Origin of the sequence: Streptomyces sp. NPDC102462, assembly GCF_044765425.1 — a bacterium.
Lineage (GTDB): Bacteria > Actinomycetota > Actinomycetes > Streptomycetales > Streptomycetaceae > Streptomyces.
Map to the genome: position 1 here is coordinate 98,796 of NZ_JBIWKB010000025.1, position 16,370 is coordinate 115,165.

Genomic DNA, 16,370 nt, shown 5'->3' on the forward strand with positions numbered 1-16,370 from the left:
TTCCCTTGGCGGATGGGCCCTCTTCCGCGGTGGGTGCGCCCTCTTCCGCGGTCGGCGTGCCGGCTTTTGTGGTGGGGGCGGTGAGCACCTGTCTCATGTCCTGGACCGTCTGCCAGGTGCCGCGCCAGGTGCCGGTCACCTTTGAGGTGCCGGTGCGCGGTAGGTAGGGCACGTCGTGCTCGGTGATGCGCCAGCCCGCGTCGGCCGCCCGGACCACCATCTCCAGTGGATAGCCGCTGCGCCGGTCGGTGAGGCCGAGGGCGAGCAGCGGCTCGCGCCGGGCTGCGCGCAGCGGACCGAGGTCGTGCAGGCGCAGCCCGGTGCGGCGGCGCAGCAGCCGCGCCAGGACGAGGTTGCCCGCGCGGGCGTGGGCCGGCCAGACGCCCCGGCCGTGCGCGCGCCGCCGGCCGAGCACCAGATCGGCCGTGCCCGCGCGGACCTCGCGGACGAACGGCGCCAGCAGCGCGGGATCCAGCGAGCCGTCGCAGTCGCAGAAGCAGACGATGTCGGCGGTGGCGGCGGCCAGTCCGGCGTGGCAGGCGGCGCCGAAGCCGCGCCGCGGCTCGTGGACGACGGTCGCGCCGAGGCCGCGGGCCACCTCGGCGGAGCCGTCGGTCGAGCCGTTGTCGACGACGAGGGCGCGCCAGCCGGGCGGGACCCGGCCGATCACCCAGGGAAGGGCCGCGGCCTCGTCCAGACAGGGCAGAACCACATCGACCGCCGGGGTCGTGGGAGAGAGCGTCACGGCTTTCACCCTACGGGCGCAAAAAGGGCATACCGGTCTTCCGCTCCTTACGAAACACGGACGTCGCGCCCGGCGCCCGTACCGGGAGGCGACGGGCGCGTGGACCCGGTGCGAGGCTGGACGCATGCACCAGCCCCAGCGGCCCGAGGACGCCGCCCCCGCCGCCCCGCCCCGCCCCGGCGGCGCCCGGGTCCTGGTCGTCGAGGACGACCCCACCGTCGCCGAGGTCGTCTGCGGCTATCTGGGCCGCGCAGGCTACGCCGTGGACCGGGCCGAGGACGGCCCGACGGCGCTGACCCGGGCCGCCGCGCACTGGCCCGATCTGGTCGTCCTGGACCTGATGCTGCCCGGCATGGACGGCCTTGAGGTCTGCCGCCGGCTGCGCGACCGGGCCTCCGTGCCGGTCATCATGCTCACCGCACGCGGCGACGAGGACGATCGCGTGCTGGGCCTGGAGGTCGGCGCCGACGACTACGTCACCAAACCCTTCAGCCCCCGCGAACTCGTCCTGCGCGTCGAGTCGGTGCTGCGCCGCACCCGGCCGCGCGGCGACCTGGGGCCGCTGGCCGCGGCGGGCCTCACCGTCGACAGGGCCGCGCGGCGCGCCGCCAAGGGCGGCGTGGAACTCGCCCTGACCCTGCGCGAGTTCGATCTGCTGGCCTTCTTCCTGCGCCATCCGGGACGGGCGTTCAGCCGGGCGGACCTGATGCGCGAGGTGTGGGGCTGGGACTTCGGCGACCTGTCCACCGTCACCGTGCATGTGCGCCGCCTGCGCGGCAAGGTCGAGGACGACCCGGCCCGGCCGCGGCTGATCCGGACCGTGTGGGGCGTGGGCTACCGGTTCGACCCCGAAGGGCCGGCCGAGCGGCCGTGACCGACATGCTGCTCATCGCCCTGTACGCGTTCCTCGGCGCCGCCGCCACCGGGCTCGCCGGGGCGGCCGTGCTGCGGCTCATCCGGCGGCGCTCGCTGACCGCGTCGCTCGCCGTGGTCGTCGCCGTCGCCGTGGCCGCGATGCTCGCGGGTACGCTCACCGTCGCCTGGGCGATGTTCCTGTCGCCGCACGACCTGAGCGTGGTGACCACGGTCGTCGCGATGGCCGCCGTGGTCTCCCTGGCCACCGCGCTGCTGCTGGGCCGCTGGGTCGTCGACCGCAGCCGGGCCCTTGCCCGCGCGGCCCGCTCCTTCGGCGACGGCGGCGACTTCGCCGCGCCGGCGGGCCCGGCCACCGCCGAACTCGACCAGCTCAGCCGCGAGTTGGCCGCGACCAGCGCCCGGCTTGCCCGGTCCCGCGAGCGGGAGCGCGCGCTGGAGTCGTCCCGGCGTGAACTGGTCGCCTGGATCTCGCACGACCTGCGCACCCCGCTGGCCGGGCTGCGCGCCATGGCGGAGGCGCTGGAGGACGGGGTGGCCGCCGACCCGGACCGCTATCTCCGGCAGATCCGCACCGAGGTCGAACGCCTCAACGACATGGTGGGCGACCTGTTCGAACTCTCCCGGATCCACGCCGGCGCGCTCGCCCTGGCCACGTCCCGGATGTCCCTGTACGACCTGGTCGGCGACGCCCTCGCGGGCGCGGACCCGCTGGCCCGCGAGCACGGGGTACGACTCGTCGGCGACCGCGTGGAGCCGGTGCCGGTCGAGGTGGACGGCAAGGAGATGAGCAGGGTGCTCGGCAACCTCCTCGTCAACGCGATCCGCCGCACCCCCGCCGACGGCACGGTCGCGGTGGCCGCCGAACGCTCGCCCGACGGCGTGGTGCTGTCCGTGACCGACGGGTGCGGCGGCATCCCCGAGGAGGACCTGGCGCGCGTCTTCGACACCGGCTGGCGAGGCACGCACGCCCGGACCCCGCCCGCGGGCGCGGGCCTCGGCCTCGCCATCGTCCGCGGCATCGTGGAGGCCCACCGGGGGCGGGCGAGCGTACGCAACATTCCCGGCGGCTGCCGCTTCGAGGTGACGCTGCCCGCGGCGGAGGGCTGACCCGGCCGGCCCCGCCGTACGCGCCCTCACCCGGTGCGCAGCGGCTCGCTCGCGAACCCCCGCATCCCCGCCCGGAATCCGATCCCCGGCCGCCAGCCCAGTTCGGCCCGCAGCCGCGACGAGTCCGCCGTGATGTGCCGCACGTCGCCCAGCCGGTACTCCCCGGTCACCACGGGCGCCGGACCGCCGTGCGCCGCGGCCAGCTCGGCCGCCATCTCCCCGACGGTGTGCGGCTCGCCGCTGCCCGTGTTGTAGACGGTCAGCGCGCCGGGCGCCGAACCGGCCTCCAGGGCCAGCACGTTGGCCGCGGCGACGTCCCGCACATGCACGAAGTCCCGCCGCTGGCGCCCGTCCTCGAACACCCGCGGCGGCTCGCCCCGGGCGAGCGCCGACCGGAAGAAGGAGGCGACCCCCGCGTACGGGGTGTCGCGGGGCATCCGGGGCCCGTACACATTGTGATAGCGCAGCGACACCGCCGCCCCGCCCGTCGCCCGCGCCCAGGCCCCCGCCAGATGCTCCTGGGCCAGCTTGGTCGCCGCGTAGACATTGCGCGGGTCCGTCGGCGCATCCTCGCCCACCAGCCCCGGGGCCAGCTGCGCACCGCACTCCGGGCAGCGCGGTTCGAAGCGCCCGGCGGCCAGATCGGCGACGGCCCGCGGTCCGGGCCGCACCGCCCCGTGCCGGGGGCACGCGTACCGGCCCTCGCCGTACACCACCATCGACCCGGCCAGCACGAGGCGCCGCACCCCGGCCTCGGCCATCGCGGCGAGCAGCACGGCCGTGCCGAGGTCGTTGCGGGAGACGTACTGCGGGGCGTCCGCGAAGCCGGTGCCGAGCCCCACCATGGCCGCCTGGTGGCAGACGGCGTCGATCCCGGCGAGGGCGCGGCCGACCGCCTCACGGTCCCGTACGTCCGCGCCCGCCTCCGCGCGTACGTCGAACACCGACGGTTCGTGTCCGCGCTCCGCCAGCGCCTCGACCACATGGGACCCGATGAATCCGGCGCCGCCGGTGACCAGTACCCGCATGCGCCCACGCTAGGCCCGCACCCCGCCCGCCCCACGTCCCCGCGCCCACGACGTCACACCTCCGTAAGCCCACCCGCCGCACCAGGCCCTGGCGTCGAACCCGCGTCGTCCACCGAGGGGCGGGCCCCACGGCGGCGGCAGCCCCGGCGGGGCGGGCGGTTGCCGGGGTTCGGCAGGGCGGGGGCCGGGGGACTGCCGGGGGCGCGGGCTGGACCGCGGGTCCGCCGCCGACCACGCTGCACGCATGGTCTGCGTCAGCCACACCGTGGTCGTGGAGCCCGTCCCGCGAACCTGGTTCGCCGACACCGTGGCGCTGCTCGAACGCCTGGCCGGGGGGACAGCCGGGCCGAGGGCGACCGGGTGGTGCTGCCGGACGGGCGGACCGTCCCGGACGTCCGGCTGGCCGCGGGCCGCCACCTGCGACCCGGAGCGGTGTACGTCGTCCAGCACACCGACGCCGACGATGACGCCGCCGATGCGGGTGCCGGGCCGAAGGGCGGGCCCGCCGCGGACACCACGGTCCGGGTCACCGTCCGGGAATGGGACCCGCGGCGCGCGCTGCGGCTACGGCTCGCCCTGGCCGACACGGAGCTGAACGGCGTCCTGGACGCCACCCTGACCAGCCCGCACCGCCCGCGCCTGCTGGAGGTGTCGGGCAGCGTACGGACGGACGCGGCGCGGCCGGTGTTGTCCCGGGCGGCCGGGCGGGCCAGGGTCCGGTTCGACGACTGGTGGGACGCGGCGGACACCGGCCGCCTCCCGCGCCGGGCCCCGGCCCGGGCCCGGCTCGACCATCCCTTCGTCCGCGTCGAGGCACGCGCCGTCCCGAGGCCGGGCCGGCCGGACGGCCGCTGGGAGATCGACGTCACCGTGTCCGTGCGGGGCCGGCTGCTGCTGCGCCCGGTGGCCGCCGTGGCGCTGCGGGTGGTCCGGCGGCGCCTGCACCGTGTGCTGGCCCGCACCCTGGACGAATGGGCCCGCCAATGGAACGCGCGCCTACCGGAGTTGACGGCGATGGACCGGGCCCGGCTCACCCGGGCCCTGCTCGGCGAACCCTGAAGCGCCCCACCCGTCGCCGCACCCGCTCGTTCCGCCTCGCCGAGCGCGTCGGGGCTCTGCGCCCCGACGACCGCGCGGGCATGCGACGAGCCCGGCCCGAACCGCCCGTCCCGGATCGCCGCACCCCGGGAACCGGGCCCTGGGCGAGCGGACCGCACCGGGCGGGCGCGGCCCAAGCAGATCCGGCGCGTATCCGGCCACGACCGCGCGACCCGTCCGGGCCCCCACTTCGGGCGGCGCGCGCCGCCGCGCGGCAGCCGACCGGCGCCTTCCCGGAGGGCCGCGCACCCGCCCGTCGCAGCGCCGTATGTCCGAGGCGGGCGGCGGGTACTGGGTCGCCTCGGTGACGGTCCTCGGCGGCTCACCGGCATCAAGGCACCGGGGAACACTGCCGAGTTCCGGCAATGCGCGGGTGTACGTCGGGCGGGCATCATGGCGCCGGGGGGAGCACTGAGGACGGCTCCGGTGCCGGGTACCGGCAGGTGCCCCGGCACCGGAGCCGGCAGCAGGCCCGGTGCCTCGCCCGAGCACGCCGTCCGGAGGTGCCGCAGACGGGGAGGGGGTCGGACGATGCGGACGCTCTGGGAGGCCGCCACCGGCCCGCTGTCGATTCTGTTCACCGCCGCCCTCGTGGTGGTCGCGTGCTTCTGGCTGCTGGTCGCCGTCGGCGCCGCCGCCGCGAACAGCTTCGACACCGACATCGACCTCGGCCGCTGGGGGATGGGCGGGGTACCGGTCGCGGTCGCGCTGACCCTGCTGACGGGGCTCGCCTGGCTCTTCGGCGTCGGCGCGCACGCGTTGCTGCTCGCCGCCGTGCTGTCCACGGGGACGGTGGCCGGTGCGCTGCACGTGCTGGCGTCGGCCGCCTCGCCGCTCGTCGCCTGGCGGCTGACCCGCCTGTTCGTACGGCCGTTGCACCGCCTGTTCCCCGACGAACCCGGACCGGCCCGCCCGGCGGCGGGCGACGGCGCAGGCTGAGCCCGCCACACGTCCGGACCGCCCCCGTCCCCACCGCGGCCCCGCCCCGCGCGGCAGCCGCCCCCTCTGCTCGCAGGCCCGGAGATTCCGCTCGCCGGCCCGGGCACCCCGCCCGCCGACACATGGGCCCGGTACGTCGCCGGGCCGGAGGAGGAGCAGCCGTGATCCCGTTCCTGATCCCGCTCGCCGGCGCCTTGCTCATCGTGGCGTTCCGCACGGCCGTGCTGGTCCGCCGCGACCGGCGGCAGGCCCGTGCCCTGCGTCCGCCGCCCGACCGCGAGTGACCGGGGCACCGCGCTATGCTGGGGCTTCACTGCGGCCCCGGCCCAGCGCGGCGGTGGGGCCCGCCGTACCCGAACCGCGGCACTGGTGCCGCCAACGGTCCCTGCTTGCAACGGTGTGCGCCCGCATGTGCGGGCCCCGGCGAGTAGGAGACATGACGCATGACGGCCCCGGACTCCAGGACGGCCCAGCGGCTCCCGCGCACCGACCCCGCATCGCGCACCCCCGCCCGACGACGGCTCGGCGCGGGGCAGGCGCCGGTGGTGGCGGTGGTGGCGCTCGGCGGCGGGATCGGCGCGGCGGCACGGTACGGCGCCGCCCTGCTGTGGCCCACCGCCCCGGACGCCTTTCCCTGGACCATCCTGTGGGTCAACACGGTCGGCTGCGCGGTGATCGGCGCGTTCATGGCGATCATCAGCGAGGCGCGAGCGGTCCATCGGCTGGTGCGGCCCTTCTTCGGCACGGGGGTGCTCGGCGGCTTCACGACCTTCTCCACCTATGCCGTGGACATCCAGCGGCTGGTCGCGGAGGGACGTCCGCGCACCGCGCTGGCCTACCTGGCCGCGACCCTGGTGGCGGCGCTCACGGCGGTGTGGCTGGCGGCGACGGCGACCGGCCGGGCGCTGCGGGCGCGGCGGCGCGTGCGATGACGGTGACGACGACGGCAACGGCACAGACGACGGCGACGACGGCGGAACGATGACGGATCAGGGCATGAACTGGCTGGTGGTCGTGGCCGGCGCGATGGTCGGTGCGCCGCTGCGGTACCTCACCGACCGGGCGGTGCAGCGGCGGCACGACACCGGCTTCCCCTGGGGCACGTTCACCGTGAACGTGGCCGGCTCTGCGATCCTCGGCCTGCTGGCCGGTGCCGCGACGGCCGGTGCCGCCCCGGACCGGCTGCAGCTGGCGCTGGGCACCGGGCTGTGCGGGGCGCTCACGACGTACTCGACGTTCTCCTACGAGACGCTGCGGCTCGCGCAGGACGGCGCGCGGTTCCTCGCCGCCGCCAACGCGGCGGCGAGCGTGGTGGCGGGCCTGGGCGCGGCGTTCACCGGTGCCGCCTGCGCCACCGCGCTGTGGGGCTGACGGCCACCGGGACGGCCGGTCAAGGGCGGCGGTCCGGATGCGGGTGCGGCGGAGGCGGCGGTAGCGGGGTGCGCGGGGCCTCGCCGGGCCAGACCAGCAGGACCGGGCACGGGGCGTGGTCGACGACGAACCGGGCGGCCGGACCGAGGCTGCGCGGGCCGAGCCGTCCCGGGTCGCCGTCCCTGGCGCAGACCAGCAGAGCGGCGTCGCGTGCCGCGGCCACGACCTCCCGCTCCACGCGGCCGCCGCGCTCCAGGAACGTGCACGGGCGGCCCAGCCGTTCGGCGGCGGCCCGCAGCAGGTCCCGGCCGGAGGCGGCCGCCATCCGCTCCAGCCTGGTGCCCGGGTCCCGCTCGGGGTGCCCGCGGCCGAGCAGCCCGGCGAACGCGCCGTGCGCGGTCTCGGCGAGGGTGTCGTCCCGGACGTACAGCAGCGCGATCTCCTCGCCGGGCGCGGCCCGGGCGCGCGCCGCGTCGACGCAGGCGGGCCAGATGCCCTCGACGATCCAGACGATGACGCTCATCGGCGGCTCCCGCGGCGGTCCGTTGCGGTGGCGCGGTCAGGTCCCCACGAGGTGCAGCATCCCCCACAGGGCCAGGGTGGAGGCAAGCAGCGTGGCCGGAACGGTCACCACGCCGAGCCGGGTGAAGGAGCCGAGTTCGGCCCGGGCGTCGTGGGCGTGCAGGACGCGCCGCCACAGCAGGGTGGCGAGCGAGCCCACATAGGTCAGGTTGGGGCCGAGGTTGACGCCGATCAGCACCGCGAGGACCGGTCCGGCACCGCCCGGCCGCACCAGGGGCAGCAGCGCCAGCACCGCGGGCAGATTGTTGATCACATTGGCGAGCAGCGCCGCCACGGCCGCGACGCCGAGCAGCGCGGGCAGCGAGGTGCCGCCGGGCAGCAGCCGGCCGAGCCCGGCGTCCAGTCCGTTGTCGACGACCGCCTTCACCACGATGCCCAGGGCGAGCACGAACAGACAGAACAACGGGGCCGCGGCGCCCGCTAGTTCGCGTGGCCCGGTCCGGCGCTGCCACAGCGCCCGCCCGCCCAGCACCAGCACCCCGGCGAGCGCCGCGCAGGCGGGCGCGAGCCCCGCGAACGACGTCACCACGAAGCCGCCCAGCGTCAGGGCCACCACGACCAGCGTGAACACCGGCACGCCCGGCCCGCTGTCCGGCGGCGGGCCGGGCGCCGGGGGCACGGCCAGGTCGGCGCGGAAGAAGCCGCGGAAGACGGCGTACTCGATCGCGACGGCGGCGAGCCAGGGAAGCGCCATCAGCGCCGCGAACCGGGTGAAGGACAGCCCGCTGGCCGCCAGTGCCAGCAGGTTCGTCAGATTCGACACCGGCAGCAGCAGGGAGGCGGAGTTGGCCAGGTGGGCGGTCGCGTACACATGCGGGCGGGCCCGCGCGCCGACCCGGGCGGCGGTCGCGAACACCACGGGCGTCAGCAGGACGACGGTCGCGTCCAGGCTGAGCACGGCCGTGACCGCGGCGGCGACCGCGAACACACCGGTGAGCATCCGCCGCGGGCTGCCGCCGCACCAGCGGGCGACGGCGGCCCCGGCCGCCTCGAACAGGCCCTCGTCCGCGCACAGTTGGGCGAGCATCAGGATCAGCGCGAGGAAGACGACCACCGGCAGCAGGGCCCGCGTCTGCTGCCAGGCGTCCTCGGCGGACACGGCGCCCACCGCCACGGCGACCACGGCCGCCGGGACGGCCGCGGTGGCCTCCGGGAGCCCGCGCGGCCGTACGACGGCGAAGGCCAGCACGCCCAGCAGCAGGACCACCGAGACGGCCTCGGCGACGACGGTGTGGGTACTCAGGTGCGTTTCCTCCCGCGACGGGGCACCGGCGGGCCCGCCGGTGACCGGTTCCGCTCAAGGGTCGCACCCCGGGGCGGCGACTTCGGTCAGGGCCCCGAGCGGGTTCCCGCACCGCGGGCGGCGGCGCGCGCTACGGGCGGGGCCAGGGCCGGCCACCGATGCGTTCGATGCCGGAGTTGAAACGCTTGAGATAGCCGGCGAAGGCGGCGATGTCCTCGTCCGACCAGTCCGCCATGACCAGGTCCAGGCTGCGCACGATGCCCTCGCGCTCCTCGTCCAGCAGGCGCGCTCCCTGCTCGGTGATGCGGAACTTGCGCGCCATGCCGCCGGCCGGGTCGGGGATGCGCTCCACGAGGCCGGCGCGCATGGCCGCGGCGGTCTGCCGGTTGAGCGTGGAGGCGTCGAGGCCGAAGGCGTCGCTCAGCTCCCCGATCGACATCGGCCCCTGCACGCGGATGCGGCTGAGCAGGATGTACGCGCTGCGTTCCAGGACGCTGTCCTTGCGCCGGCCGCCCATCTGGTTCATGAACGTGTGGCGGCTGAGCAGCATCTGCTCGTACTCGACCTCGTGCGTCGGCCTGATCATGTGCCTGAGCCTCCTAACCCGTACGGCCGTCCCGCTGTATGTCCCCGCGCACGGCCGTTTCATCCTGGCACATGTACATGTATGGGCCACATTACATGCGGGATGCACATGACATGTAAGACGCACGCACTTCGCGGCGCGGCTGCCGCAGGGCGCTCCGGCGCCCAACCGCGTCGACGGGGTGCGCGCCGGGTGGGGTCCTGGGGGTGCGGTGATCGCGATCCGCGTGGGGGAGCGCGGTGGCATGTTCCGCGGTGGCGCGCCGTCTCGCCCGTGGGTCATGGCCTGACGCGCTAGTGCCGCCAGGGCCGTGCCCCAAAGGGGCGCGGGGAACTGCGCGACCGGCCACAGCGGCGCGGTGGACGAAGGGCGGGACAGGCCGGGCGACCTCACCGAGTCGGCCAGGGACGCGGGTGGCACCCGGTACGCGGTGACCGGGCCGGGCGGTTGGTGCGTGGTCGCGCGAGGGGTGGGCTTCGGTGTGAGGCGGGGGTCGGGGAGGGGGCCGGGGCCGGGTGGGTTCCGGCCCCCTGGGGGTGGGGCGTCAGGCGGCTGCGCCCACGTTGCCGTGCAGGCGGCCGACGACCTCGGTCAGCTGGGCGGCGACCTCGGTGTCGTCGGAGGGGTGGGTCTCGGCGAAGCGGGTCACCGAGCCGGGGATGGACAGCTTGATGCCCTCTATGACCTTGCCACCGGCGATGCTCACGGCCTTGCGGGCCTCGTCCTGGGCCCACACGCCGCCGTACTGGCCGAACGCGGTGCCGATCACGGCGACCGGCTTGCCGCCGAAGCCGCCGGCCCCGTACGGACGGGACAGCCAGTCGATGGCGTTCTTCAGCACGGCCGGGATGGTGCCGTTGTACTCGGGCGAGAAGAGCAGGAACGCGTCGGCGGCGTGGGCGGCCTCGCGCAGCTTGGCGGCGGCGGCCGGGACGCTGCCCTCGACGTCGATGTCCTCGTTGTAGAAGGGGATGTCGGCCAGCCCCTCGAACACCGTGACCTCGGCGCCCTCGGGGGCGACCTGCACGGCGGCCTCGGCCAGCTGCCGGTTGGTGGAACCGGCGCGAAGGCTGCCGACGAGGGCGAGGATGCGAACAGACATGGGAACTCCAGGGGGCTGAAACACTGACGTTACAAAGCGGACCGAGGTCCGTTTAATGTTGTAGCAGTCTAACCGGACCGCGGTCCAGTTTCATCCGCGTGCTTTACGCTGTGTTCATGTCCAGCGCCCTGCCGCCTCTTACGCCGCCCCCGGAGCCGGTCGACATGCCGCTCCTCGAAGTCGGTTCGGTGGACGACGAGCCCTGCCTGCGCGCCGACGCCGCCCGCAACCGGGCCCGGCTGCTGGAGGCCGCGGCCCACCTGGTGCGGGAGCAGGGCGCCGCGAACCTCACCATGGAGGCGGTGGCCGCGGCGGCCTCGGTCGGCAAGGGCACCGTCTTCCGCCGCTTCGGCGACCGCACGGGCCTGCTGACGGCCCTGCTGGACCACTCGGAGAGGAAGTTCCAGGCCGCGTTCATGAGCGGCCCCCCGCCGCTGGGCCCCGGCGCCGGACCGGTGGAGCGGCTGGGCGCGTTCGGTGTCGCCCTGCTGCACCGCATGGGCGACGAACTGGAACTCCAACTGGCGGCCGAACCCCAGCCGGAGCGCCGCTTCTCGTCGGCGCCGCGCCGCGTCCTGCACAGCCATGTGGTCCTGCTGCTGCGCCAGGCCGTGCCCGCGGGGGACTACGAGCTGCTGGCGCAGACCCTGATGGGCTACCTCAGCCCGGTCCTGTTCCACCACCTCACCCGGCAGTGCGGCATGCCGCTGGAGCGGCTTGAGGCCGGCTGGCTGGACCTGGTCGCCCGGGTGACCCGTACGGACGCTCAGCCGTGCGCGGCGAACTCGTCCAGCAGCCCCTGCGGGGCGCCGCCGCCGAAGAGCAGCGCGGCACAGTGCCCCGACGCGGCCGCGGACCGTTCGCCGCGCGGGAACAGCCGCTCCTCGTAGGCGGACCGGGCGGCCTCGGCATCGCCCGGGTGTGCGGCGAGCGCGAGGCCCGGTTCGGCCCCGTGGGGCAGTGTCAGGTTCGCGCCAAAGGCCAAAGCCCGCGAACGGCGACATCAGATGCGCGGCGTCACCGAGCAGCGTGACGCCGCGGACACGCGCCCAGCGGTGGCCGACCGGCAGCGCGTGGATCCGCCGCGGCACCAGCGCACCGTCCGCGACCAGCGCCCGCAGACTCTTGTCCCGGTCCGCGAAGTGCTCCGGGACGGCCGCCCCGGCCCCCGGCCTCGCGTCGCAGGGCGCGCCGGGTGTGCGGGCGTCCGTGGTACGGCGCGCCGGCCGGGGGCGGTGTGTTTCAGGGGGGGGCCGGGCTCACTCGCCCTGGGCGTTCGACGCCTGCCCGTCGATGCTCTTGCGGACCTCGTCCATGTCCAGCCTGCGGGCCTGCCCGATGACGTCCGTCAGAGCGGCCTCCGGCAGCGCGCCCGGCTGGGCGAACACGGCGACCTGATCGCGGACGATCATCAGCGTCGGGATCGACTGGATATTGAAGGCCGCGGCCAGCTCCGGCTGCGCCTCGGTGTCCACCTTGCCGAACACCAGGTCCGGGTTCTCCTCGGCCGCCTTCTCGTACACGGGCGCGAACTGACGGCACGGGCCGCACCAGGACGCCCAGAAGTCGATCAGAACGAACCCGTTCTCCGTGACCGTCTGGTCGAAGTTCTCCTTGGTGAGCTCCACGGTGCTGCTCATGCGTGATTCCCTCTTCCTGGTGTGGGGTCGAGCCGTCTGCGCAACACGGCCACCCGCGTACGTATTCCGGCCGCGTACCCGTGTGGTCAATGGGCACACCCCGTGTGGCCGCCCGGTACACCACCCACCAGACTTGTCCCCATGACGGAAACGGAATCCATCGCTTATGACGTCGTGGTGCTCGGGGCCGGGCCCGTGGGGGAGAACGTGGCCGACCGCACCAGGGCGGCCGGCCTGTCCACCGCGATCGTGGAGAGCGAGCTGGTCGGCGGCGAGTGCTCCTACTGGGCGTGCATGCCCAGCAAGGCCCTGCTGCGCCCGGTCATCGCCCGCGCCGACGCCCGCCGCCTGCCGGGCCTGAGCCAGGCCGTGCAGGGCCCCCTCGACGCGCCCGCGGTCCTCGCCCGCCGCGACGCGTACACCTCGCACTGGAAGGACGACGGCCAGGTCGGGTGGGTCGAGGGCATCGGCGCCGACCTGTACCGCGGCCACGGCCGACTGGCCGGACCGCGCACGGTCACCGTGACCGGCGCCGACGGCGTCGTAAGGACCCTGACCGCCCGGCACGCCGTCGCCGTCTGCACCGGCACCCGCGCCCTGCTGCCCGACCTGCCAGGACTCGCCGACGTGACACCGTGGACCAGCCGGGAGGCGACCAGCGCGCGGTCCGTGCCCGGCCGGCTGATCGTGGTGGGCGGCGGGGTGGTCGCCACCGAGATGGCCACCGTCTGGCAGGCCCTCGGCTCCCAGGTCACCGTCCTGGTCCGCGGCAAGGGCCTGCTGCCCCGCATGGAACCCTTCGCAGGCGAACTGGTGGCCGAGGCGCTGGCGGACGCCGGCGCCGACATCCGTACCGGCACCTCCGTCGAGTCGGTGACCCGCCAGAACGGCACCGTCGTCGCGGTCACCGCGGCCGGCGACCGCGTCGAGGGCGACGAGATCCTCTTCGCCACCGGCCGTGCCCCGCACACCGACGACATCGGGCTGGACACCGTCGGGCTCGAACCCGGGTCGTGGCTGCCGGTCGACGACAGCCTCCGGGTCACCGGAACCGACTGGCTGTACGCGGTCGGCGACGTCAACCACCGCGCGCTGCTGACCCACCAGGGCAAGTACCAGGCCCGGATCGCGGGCACCGCCATCGCCGCACGGGCCGCGGGCGACCCCGCCCGGGCCGAGCCCTGGGGCCCGCACACCGCCACCGCCGACCACCACGCCGTACCCCAGGTCGTCTTCACCGACCCCGAGGCGGCCGCCGTCGGACTCTCCCTCGCGGAGGCGGAACAGGCCGGCCACCGGGTGCGGGCCGTCGACGTCGAGTTCTCCTCGGTGGCCGGAGCCGGCCTGTACGGCGATGGCTACAAGGGCCGCGCCCGCATGGTCGTCGACCTGGAGGACGAGATCCTGCGCGGGGTCACCTTCGTCGGCCCCGGCGTCGGCGAGCTGATCCACTCGGCGACCGTCGCCGTCGCCGGACAGGTCCCGGTCAGCCGCCTGTGGCACGCCGTGCCGTCGTACCCGACGATCAGCGAGGTGTGGCTGCGCCTGCTGGAGGAGTACCGGGGCTGACCGCGCGGGCCGCCCGCCGCGTCAGGGCAGTTCGAAGCCCAGGGCCGCGGCGGCGGCCTCGGGCGTCGGCTGCGTCCACCGCTGCGTCATCGCCGTCTGCGAGGACAGGGAGCGCAGTTCGGCACGGTCGAGGTAGAGGGTGCCGTCCAAGTGGTCCGTCTCGTGCTGCACGATCCGGGCCGGCCACCCGCTGACCACCTCGTCCAGGGCCCGGCCCCGCTCGTCCTCGCCGCGCAGCCGCACCTCGGCGTGCCGGGCCACCACCGCCTGCCACCCCGGCACGCTCAGACAGCCCTCGAAGAAGGCGGCCCGGCCGCCGCCCACCGGCGTGTACGAGGGGTTCACCAGCACCCGGAAGGGCTGCGGCACCCGCCCGCGGGCCAGCCGCACCTCGTCCGGCACCGCCGCCGGATCCTCGACGACCGCGATCCGCAGCCCCACGCCGACCTGCGGCGCGGCGAGCCCGACGCCCGGAGCCTCGTGCATGGTGCGGCGCAGGGCCTCGACGAACCGGGCCAGCAGCGCGGGCTCCAACTGCCCGTCGTACGGTTCGGCCGGCCGGCGCAGCACCGGGTCGCCGGCCGCCACGATGGGCAACGGACCGTCGGCGGCGAGGAGTTGTTCGACCCGCTCGGCGAGGGGTGCTCGATCAGTGGGAGCTGCCATCGCGCCAGCATGCCACGGCGGTTCCCCCGGGACACGGCGGCTCCGCACCCTTGTGTGGCGTACGTCACTTCGAGACGCGGGAACTTGTCCGCCCGGCGTTCCGACCACTGGACCGTCATCCCTGAGGATCGAGTCCCCCGGAGAAGCCGCCGATGTCCACCGCTCCCCCGACCACCACGGACGAGGCCGCCCGGCCCGCCGCCCCGTCGCCCTCCCCGAGCCGCTGGGCCCCGCTGCGCCCCCTGGTGCTGCGCCTGCACTTCTACGCCGGTGTGCTCGTCGCCCCGTTCCTGCTGGTCGCCGCCGTGACCGGATTCCTGTACGCCTGCTCCTACCAGGTGGAGAAGCTGGTCTACTCGCATGAACTGACGGTCCCGGTCGGACCGACCGAACTGACCGTCTCCGAGCAGGTGGCCGCGGCCCGCAAGGCCCACCCCGAGGGCACCGTCGCCGCCGTGCGCCCCGCCCCGGGGCCGGAGGCCACCACCCGGGTGCTGCTCAGCGGCGTCCCCGGCGTCGACCCCGACCACACCCTCGCCGTCTTCGTCGACCCCTACACGGGGACCGTGCGCGGCGCGCTGGAGCAGTACGGCGCGAGCGGCGCGCTGCCGCTGCGCACCTGGATCGACGAACTCCACCGCGATCTGCACCTCGGCGACCAGGGCCGGCTCTACAGCGAACTCGCCGCGAGCTGGCTGTGGGTGATAGCGGGCGGCGGGCTCGTGCTGTGGTTCTCCCGGCGGCGCGCCCTGCGCAGGGTGCGGGGGACCAGCGGGCGACGCCGCACCCTCGGCCTGCACGGCGGCGTGGGCGCCTGGGCCGCGGCCGGCTTCCTCTTCCTGTCGGCGACCGGCCTGACCTGGTCGACGTACGCCGGCGCGAACATCGAGGACCTGCGCGCCTCGCTCCGCCAGGCCACCCCGTCGGTGTCGGCGGCGGTCAACGGCGGCGAACACGCGGGCCACGGCGCCGCGGCCGGCACCGGCGGGGACGCCGCGCACGGCGTCGGCCTGGACACTGTGCTCGCGGCGGCCCGGGCGCAGGGGCTGGGCGATCCGGTGGAGATCGTCCCGCCCGCCGACGCGACATCGGCGTACGTCGTCCGGCAGATCCAGCGCAGCTGGCCGGAGAAGCAGGACTCGGTCGCCGTCGACCCGGCCACCGGCCGGGTCACCGACGTCCTGCGCTTCGACGACTACCCGGTGCTCGCCAAGCTCAGCCGCTGGGGCATCGACCTGCACAGCGGCAGCCTGTTCGGGATCGTCAACCAGATCGGTCTGGCGCTGCTCGCGCTGGCCCTAGTGCTGCTCATCCTGTGGGGCTACCGCATGTGGTGGCAGCGCGGCCGCGGCACCGCCTTCGGCCGGCCCCTGCCACGCGGCGCCTGGGCGCAGGTGTCCCCGTACATCCTGGTCCCGGCGCTGGCGGCGACAGCCGTCCTCGGCTACTTCGTCCCCCTGCTCGGCATCCCACTGGCCGCGTTCCTCGTCATGGACGTAGTGCTGGGCGAGACGGCCCACCGCCGCGCACGCCGCGCCCACGGGGTTGTGCCCGACACGAAGTGACGCGCTCCGCCGGAGGCGGAGGGGCCCGACACCCGACGCCGGGGGTGGGGCCGGTGGCCCCCGCGTCCGTCCTGCTCCGCGAGACGGACACTCCGGCGCCGGCGATCTCACCGCCCTGCCGGGCGGCCCTCTGCTCGCCGCGCCCACGGCGGTGTGGCCGACACGAAGTGACGCGCTCCGCCGGAGGCGGAGGGGCCCGACACCCGACGCCGGGGGTGGGGCCGGTGGCCCCCGCGTCCGTCCTGCTCCGCGA

The 16,370-nt window shown here is 75.6% G+C and carries 18 protein-coding genes and 1 pseudogene; 10 read left to right on the forward strand and 9 right to left on the reverse strand.

What is annotated here, in order from left to right; translation table 11 throughout:
- The coding region (locus ACIRFL_RS22310; protein WP_404030955.1) for a glycosyltransferase family 2 protein at positions 1 to 754 on the reverse strand (754 nt) is incomplete at its 3' end.
- Between the two features lie 115 nt (positions 755 to 869).
- Between ACIRFL_RS22310 and ACIRFL_RS22315 the strand changes: the two genes are divergently transcribed.
- Both ACIRFL_RS22315 and ACIRFL_RS22320 read left to right on the forward strand, forming a co-directional pair.
- Positions 870 to 1,619 (forward strand): response regulator transcription factor, encoded by a 750-nt coding sequence (locus ACIRFL_RS22315; protein WP_404030957.1) that lies wholly within the window; start codon positions 870 to 872, stop codon positions 1,617 to 1,619.
- Positions 1,616 to 2,728 (forward strand): sensor histidine kinase, encoded by a 1,113-nt coding sequence (locus ACIRFL_RS22320; protein ID WP_404030959.1) that lies wholly within the window; start codon positions 1,616 to 1,618, stop codon positions 2,726 to 2,728. The genes ACIRFL_RS22315 and ACIRFL_RS22320 overlap by 4 nt, the downstream gene beginning before the upstream one ends.
- Positions 2,729 to 2,754: 26 nt before the next feature.
- Here ACIRFL_RS22320 and ACIRFL_RS22325 read toward each other — a convergent pair whose 3' ends face one another.
- Complete coding sequence (locus ACIRFL_RS22325; protein ID WP_404030961.1) at positions 2,755 to 3,756, reverse strand: NAD-dependent epimerase/dehydratase family protein; 1,002 nt, start codon at positions 3,754 to 3,756, stop codon at positions 2,755 to 2,757.
- A 360-nt stretch (positions 3,757 to 4,116) separates the two neighbouring features.
- Here ACIRFL_RS22325 and ACIRFL_RS22330 point away from each other — a divergent pair, with 360 nt between their 5' ends.
- From ACIRFL_RS22330 to crcB (ACIRFL_RS22350), 5 genes are all read left to right on the forward strand, one after another.
- Positions 4,117 to 4,815 (forward strand): hypothetical protein, encoded by a 699-nt coding sequence (locus ACIRFL_RS22330; RefSeq protein WP_404030963.1) that lies wholly within the window; start codon positions 4,117 to 4,119, stop codon positions 4,813 to 4,815.
- Between the two features lie 570 nt (positions 4,816 to 5,385).
- Entirely contained in the window at positions 5,386 to 5,793 is a 408-nt protein-coding gene (locus ACIRFL_RS22335; RefSeq protein ID WP_404030966.1) for a hypothetical protein, read from the forward strand.
- Positions 5,794 to 5,954: 161 nt separating this feature from the next.
- Positions 5,955 to 6,077, forward strand: coding sequence for a hypothetical protein (locus ACIRFL_RS22340; protein WP_404030968.1), 123 nt, complete (start codon positions 5,955 to 5,957; stop codon positions 6,075 to 6,077).
- Positions 6,078 to 6,236: 159 nt separating this feature from the next.
- Positions 6,237 to 6,725, forward strand: coding sequence for a fluoride efflux transporter CrcB (crcB, locus tag ACIRFL_RS22345; protein ID WP_404030970.1), 489 nt, complete (start codon positions 6,237 to 6,239; stop codon positions 6,723 to 6,725).
- 64 nt (positions 6,726 to 6,789) lie between these two features.
- Positions 6,790 to 7,164 (forward strand): fluoride efflux transporter CrcB, encoded by a 375-nt coding sequence (crcB, locus tag ACIRFL_RS22350; RefSeq protein WP_404030973.1) that lies wholly within the window; start codon positions 6,790 to 6,792, stop codon positions 7,162 to 7,164.
- A gap of 19 nt (positions 7,165 to 7,183) precedes the next feature.
- On the opposite strand, the gene ACIRFL_RS22355 is transcribed toward crcB (ACIRFL_RS22350), so the two are convergent.
- The 4 genes from ACIRFL_RS22355 to ACIRFL_RS22370 all read right to left on the reverse strand — a co-directional run bounded on the left by ACIRFL_RS22355 (position 7,184) and on the right by ACIRFL_RS22370 (position 10,677).
- The gene (locus ACIRFL_RS22355) at positions 7,184 to 7,687 is read right to left on the reverse strand and encodes a universal stress protein (RefSeq protein ID WP_404030975.1); all 504 of its coding nucleotides are present in this window, start codon (positions 7,685 to 7,687) and stop codon (positions 7,184 to 7,186) included.
- 36 nt (positions 7,688 to 7,723) lie between these two features.
- A complete protein-coding gene (locus ACIRFL_RS22360) occupies positions 7,724 to 8,953 on the reverse strand; it encodes an SLC13 family permease (protein ID WP_404030978.1) in 1,230 nt (409 codons plus the stop codon).
- 166 nt (positions 8,954 to 9,119) lie between these two features.
- Entirely contained in the window at positions 9,120 to 9,575 is a 456-nt protein-coding gene (locus ACIRFL_RS22365; protein ID WP_404030981.1) for a MarR family winged helix-turn-helix transcriptional regulator, read from the reverse strand.
- A 544-nt stretch (positions 9,576 to 10,119) separates the two neighbouring features.
- Positions 10,120 to 10,677 carry an NAD(P)H-dependent oxidoreductase gene (locus tag ACIRFL_RS22370; protein ID WP_404030984.1) on the reverse strand — a complete coding sequence of 186 codons (558 nt, stop codon included), beginning with the start codon at positions 10,675 to 10,677 and terminating at the stop codon, positions 10,120 to 10,122.
- A 116-nt stretch (positions 10,678 to 10,793) separates the two neighbouring features.
- On the opposite strand from ACIRFL_RS22370, the gene ACIRFL_RS22375 reads away from it, so the two are divergent.
- Positions 10,794 to 11,567 carry a TetR/AcrR family transcriptional regulator gene (locus ACIRFL_RS22375; RefSeq protein WP_404030987.1) on the forward strand — a complete coding sequence of 258 codons (774 nt, stop codon included), beginning with the start codon at positions 10,794 to 10,796 and terminating at the stop codon, positions 11,565 to 11,567.
- On the opposite strand, the pseudogene ACIRFL_RS22380 reads toward ACIRFL_RS22375, so the two are convergent.
- Together ACIRFL_RS22380 and trxA are read right to left on the reverse strand one after the other, a co-directional pair.
- Positions 11,453 to 11,843: pseudogene (locus tag ACIRFL_RS22380) on the reverse strand (FAD-dependent monooxygenase); the annotation flags it as partial. The gene ACIRFL_RS22375 and the pseudogene ACIRFL_RS22380 overlap by 115 nt on opposite strands.
- Positions 11,844 to 11,936: 93 nt before the next feature.
- The gene (gene trxA / locus ACIRFL_RS22385; RefSeq protein WP_404030990.1) at positions 11,937 to 12,416 is read right to left on the reverse strand and encodes a thioredoxin; all 480 of its coding nucleotides are present in this window, start codon (positions 12,414 to 12,416) and stop codon (positions 11,937 to 11,939) included.
- 42 nt (positions 12,417 to 12,458) lie between these two features.
- Between trxA and ACIRFL_RS22390 the strand changes: the two genes are divergently transcribed.
- Positions 12,459 to 13,886 (forward strand): dihydrolipoyl dehydrogenase family protein, encoded by a 1,428-nt coding sequence (locus ACIRFL_RS22390; RefSeq protein ID WP_404030993.1) that lies wholly within the window; start codon positions 12,459 to 12,461, stop codon positions 13,884 to 13,886.
- 21 nt (positions 13,887 to 13,907) lie between these two features.
- On the opposite strand, the gene ACIRFL_RS22395 is transcribed toward ACIRFL_RS22390, so the two are convergent.
- Positions 13,908 to 14,552, reverse strand: a complete 645-nt coding sequence (locus tag ACIRFL_RS22395; protein ID WP_404030995.1) for a peptide deformylase — start codon at positions 14,550 to 14,552, stop codon at positions 13,908 to 13,910.
- A 152-nt stretch (positions 14,553 to 14,704) separates the two neighbouring features.
- Here ACIRFL_RS22395 and ACIRFL_RS22400 point away from each other — a divergent pair, with 152 nt between their 5' ends.
- The gene (locus ACIRFL_RS22400) at positions 14,705 to 16,117 is read left to right on the forward strand and encodes a PepSY-associated TM helix domain-containing protein (protein WP_404030998.1); all 1,413 of its coding nucleotides are present in this window, start codon (positions 14,705 to 14,707) and stop codon (positions 16,115 to 16,117) included.
- Positions 16,118 to 16,370 lie beyond the last annotated feature (253 nt).

Excerpts from the sequence above, each read along its gene's own strand:
- crcB (WP_404030970.1), top strand. The coding sequence starts at position 6,237 with ATGACGGCCCCGGACTCCAGGACGGCCCAGCGGCTCCCGCGCACCGAC.
- ACIRFL_RS22325 (WP_404030961.1), bottom strand. The coding sequence starts at position 3,756 with ATGCGGGTACTGGTCACCGGCGGCGCCGGATTCATCGGGTCCCATGTG.
- ACIRFL_RS22355 (WP_404030975.1), bottom strand. The coding sequence starts at position 7,687 with ATGAGCGTCATCGTCTGGATCGTCGAGGGCATCTGGCCCGCCTGCGTC.
- crcB (WP_404030973.1), top strand. The coding sequence starts at position 6,790 with ATGAACTGGCTGGTGGTCGTGGCCGGCGCGATGGTCGGTGCGCCGCTG.
- ACIRFL_RS22370 (WP_404030984.1), bottom strand. The coding sequence starts at position 10,677 with ATGTCTGTTCGCATCCTCGCCCTCGTCGGCAGCCTTCGCGCCGGTTCC.
- ACIRFL_RS22400 (WP_404030998.1), top strand. The coding sequence starts at position 14,705 with ATGTCCACCGCTCCCCCGACCACCACGGACGAGGCCGCCCGGCCCGCC.
- ACIRFL_RS22375 (WP_404030987.1), top strand. The coding sequence starts at position 10,794 with ATGTCCAGCGCCCTGCCGCCTCTTACGCCGCCCCCGGAGCCGGTCGAC.
- ACIRFL_RS22315 (WP_404030957.1), top strand. The coding sequence starts at position 870 with ATGCACCAGCCCCAGCGGCCCGAGGACGCCGCCCCCGCCGCCCCGCCC.
- ACIRFL_RS22390 (WP_404030993.1), top strand. The coding sequence starts at position 12,459 with ATGACGGAAACGGAATCCATCGCTTATGACGTCGTGGTGCTCGGGGCC.
- ACIRFL_RS22335 (WP_404030966.1), top strand. The coding sequence starts at position 5,386 with ATGCGGACGCTCTGGGAGGCCGCCACCGGCCCGCTGTCGATTCTGTTC.
- ACIRFL_RS22365 (WP_404030981.1), bottom strand. The coding sequence starts at position 9,575 with ATGATCAGGCCGACGCACGAGGTCGAGTACGAGCAGATGCTGCTCAGC.
- ACIRFL_RS22395 (WP_404030995.1), bottom strand. The coding sequence starts at position 14,552 with ATGGCAGCTCCCACTGATCGAGCACCCCTCGCCGAGCGGGTCGAACAA.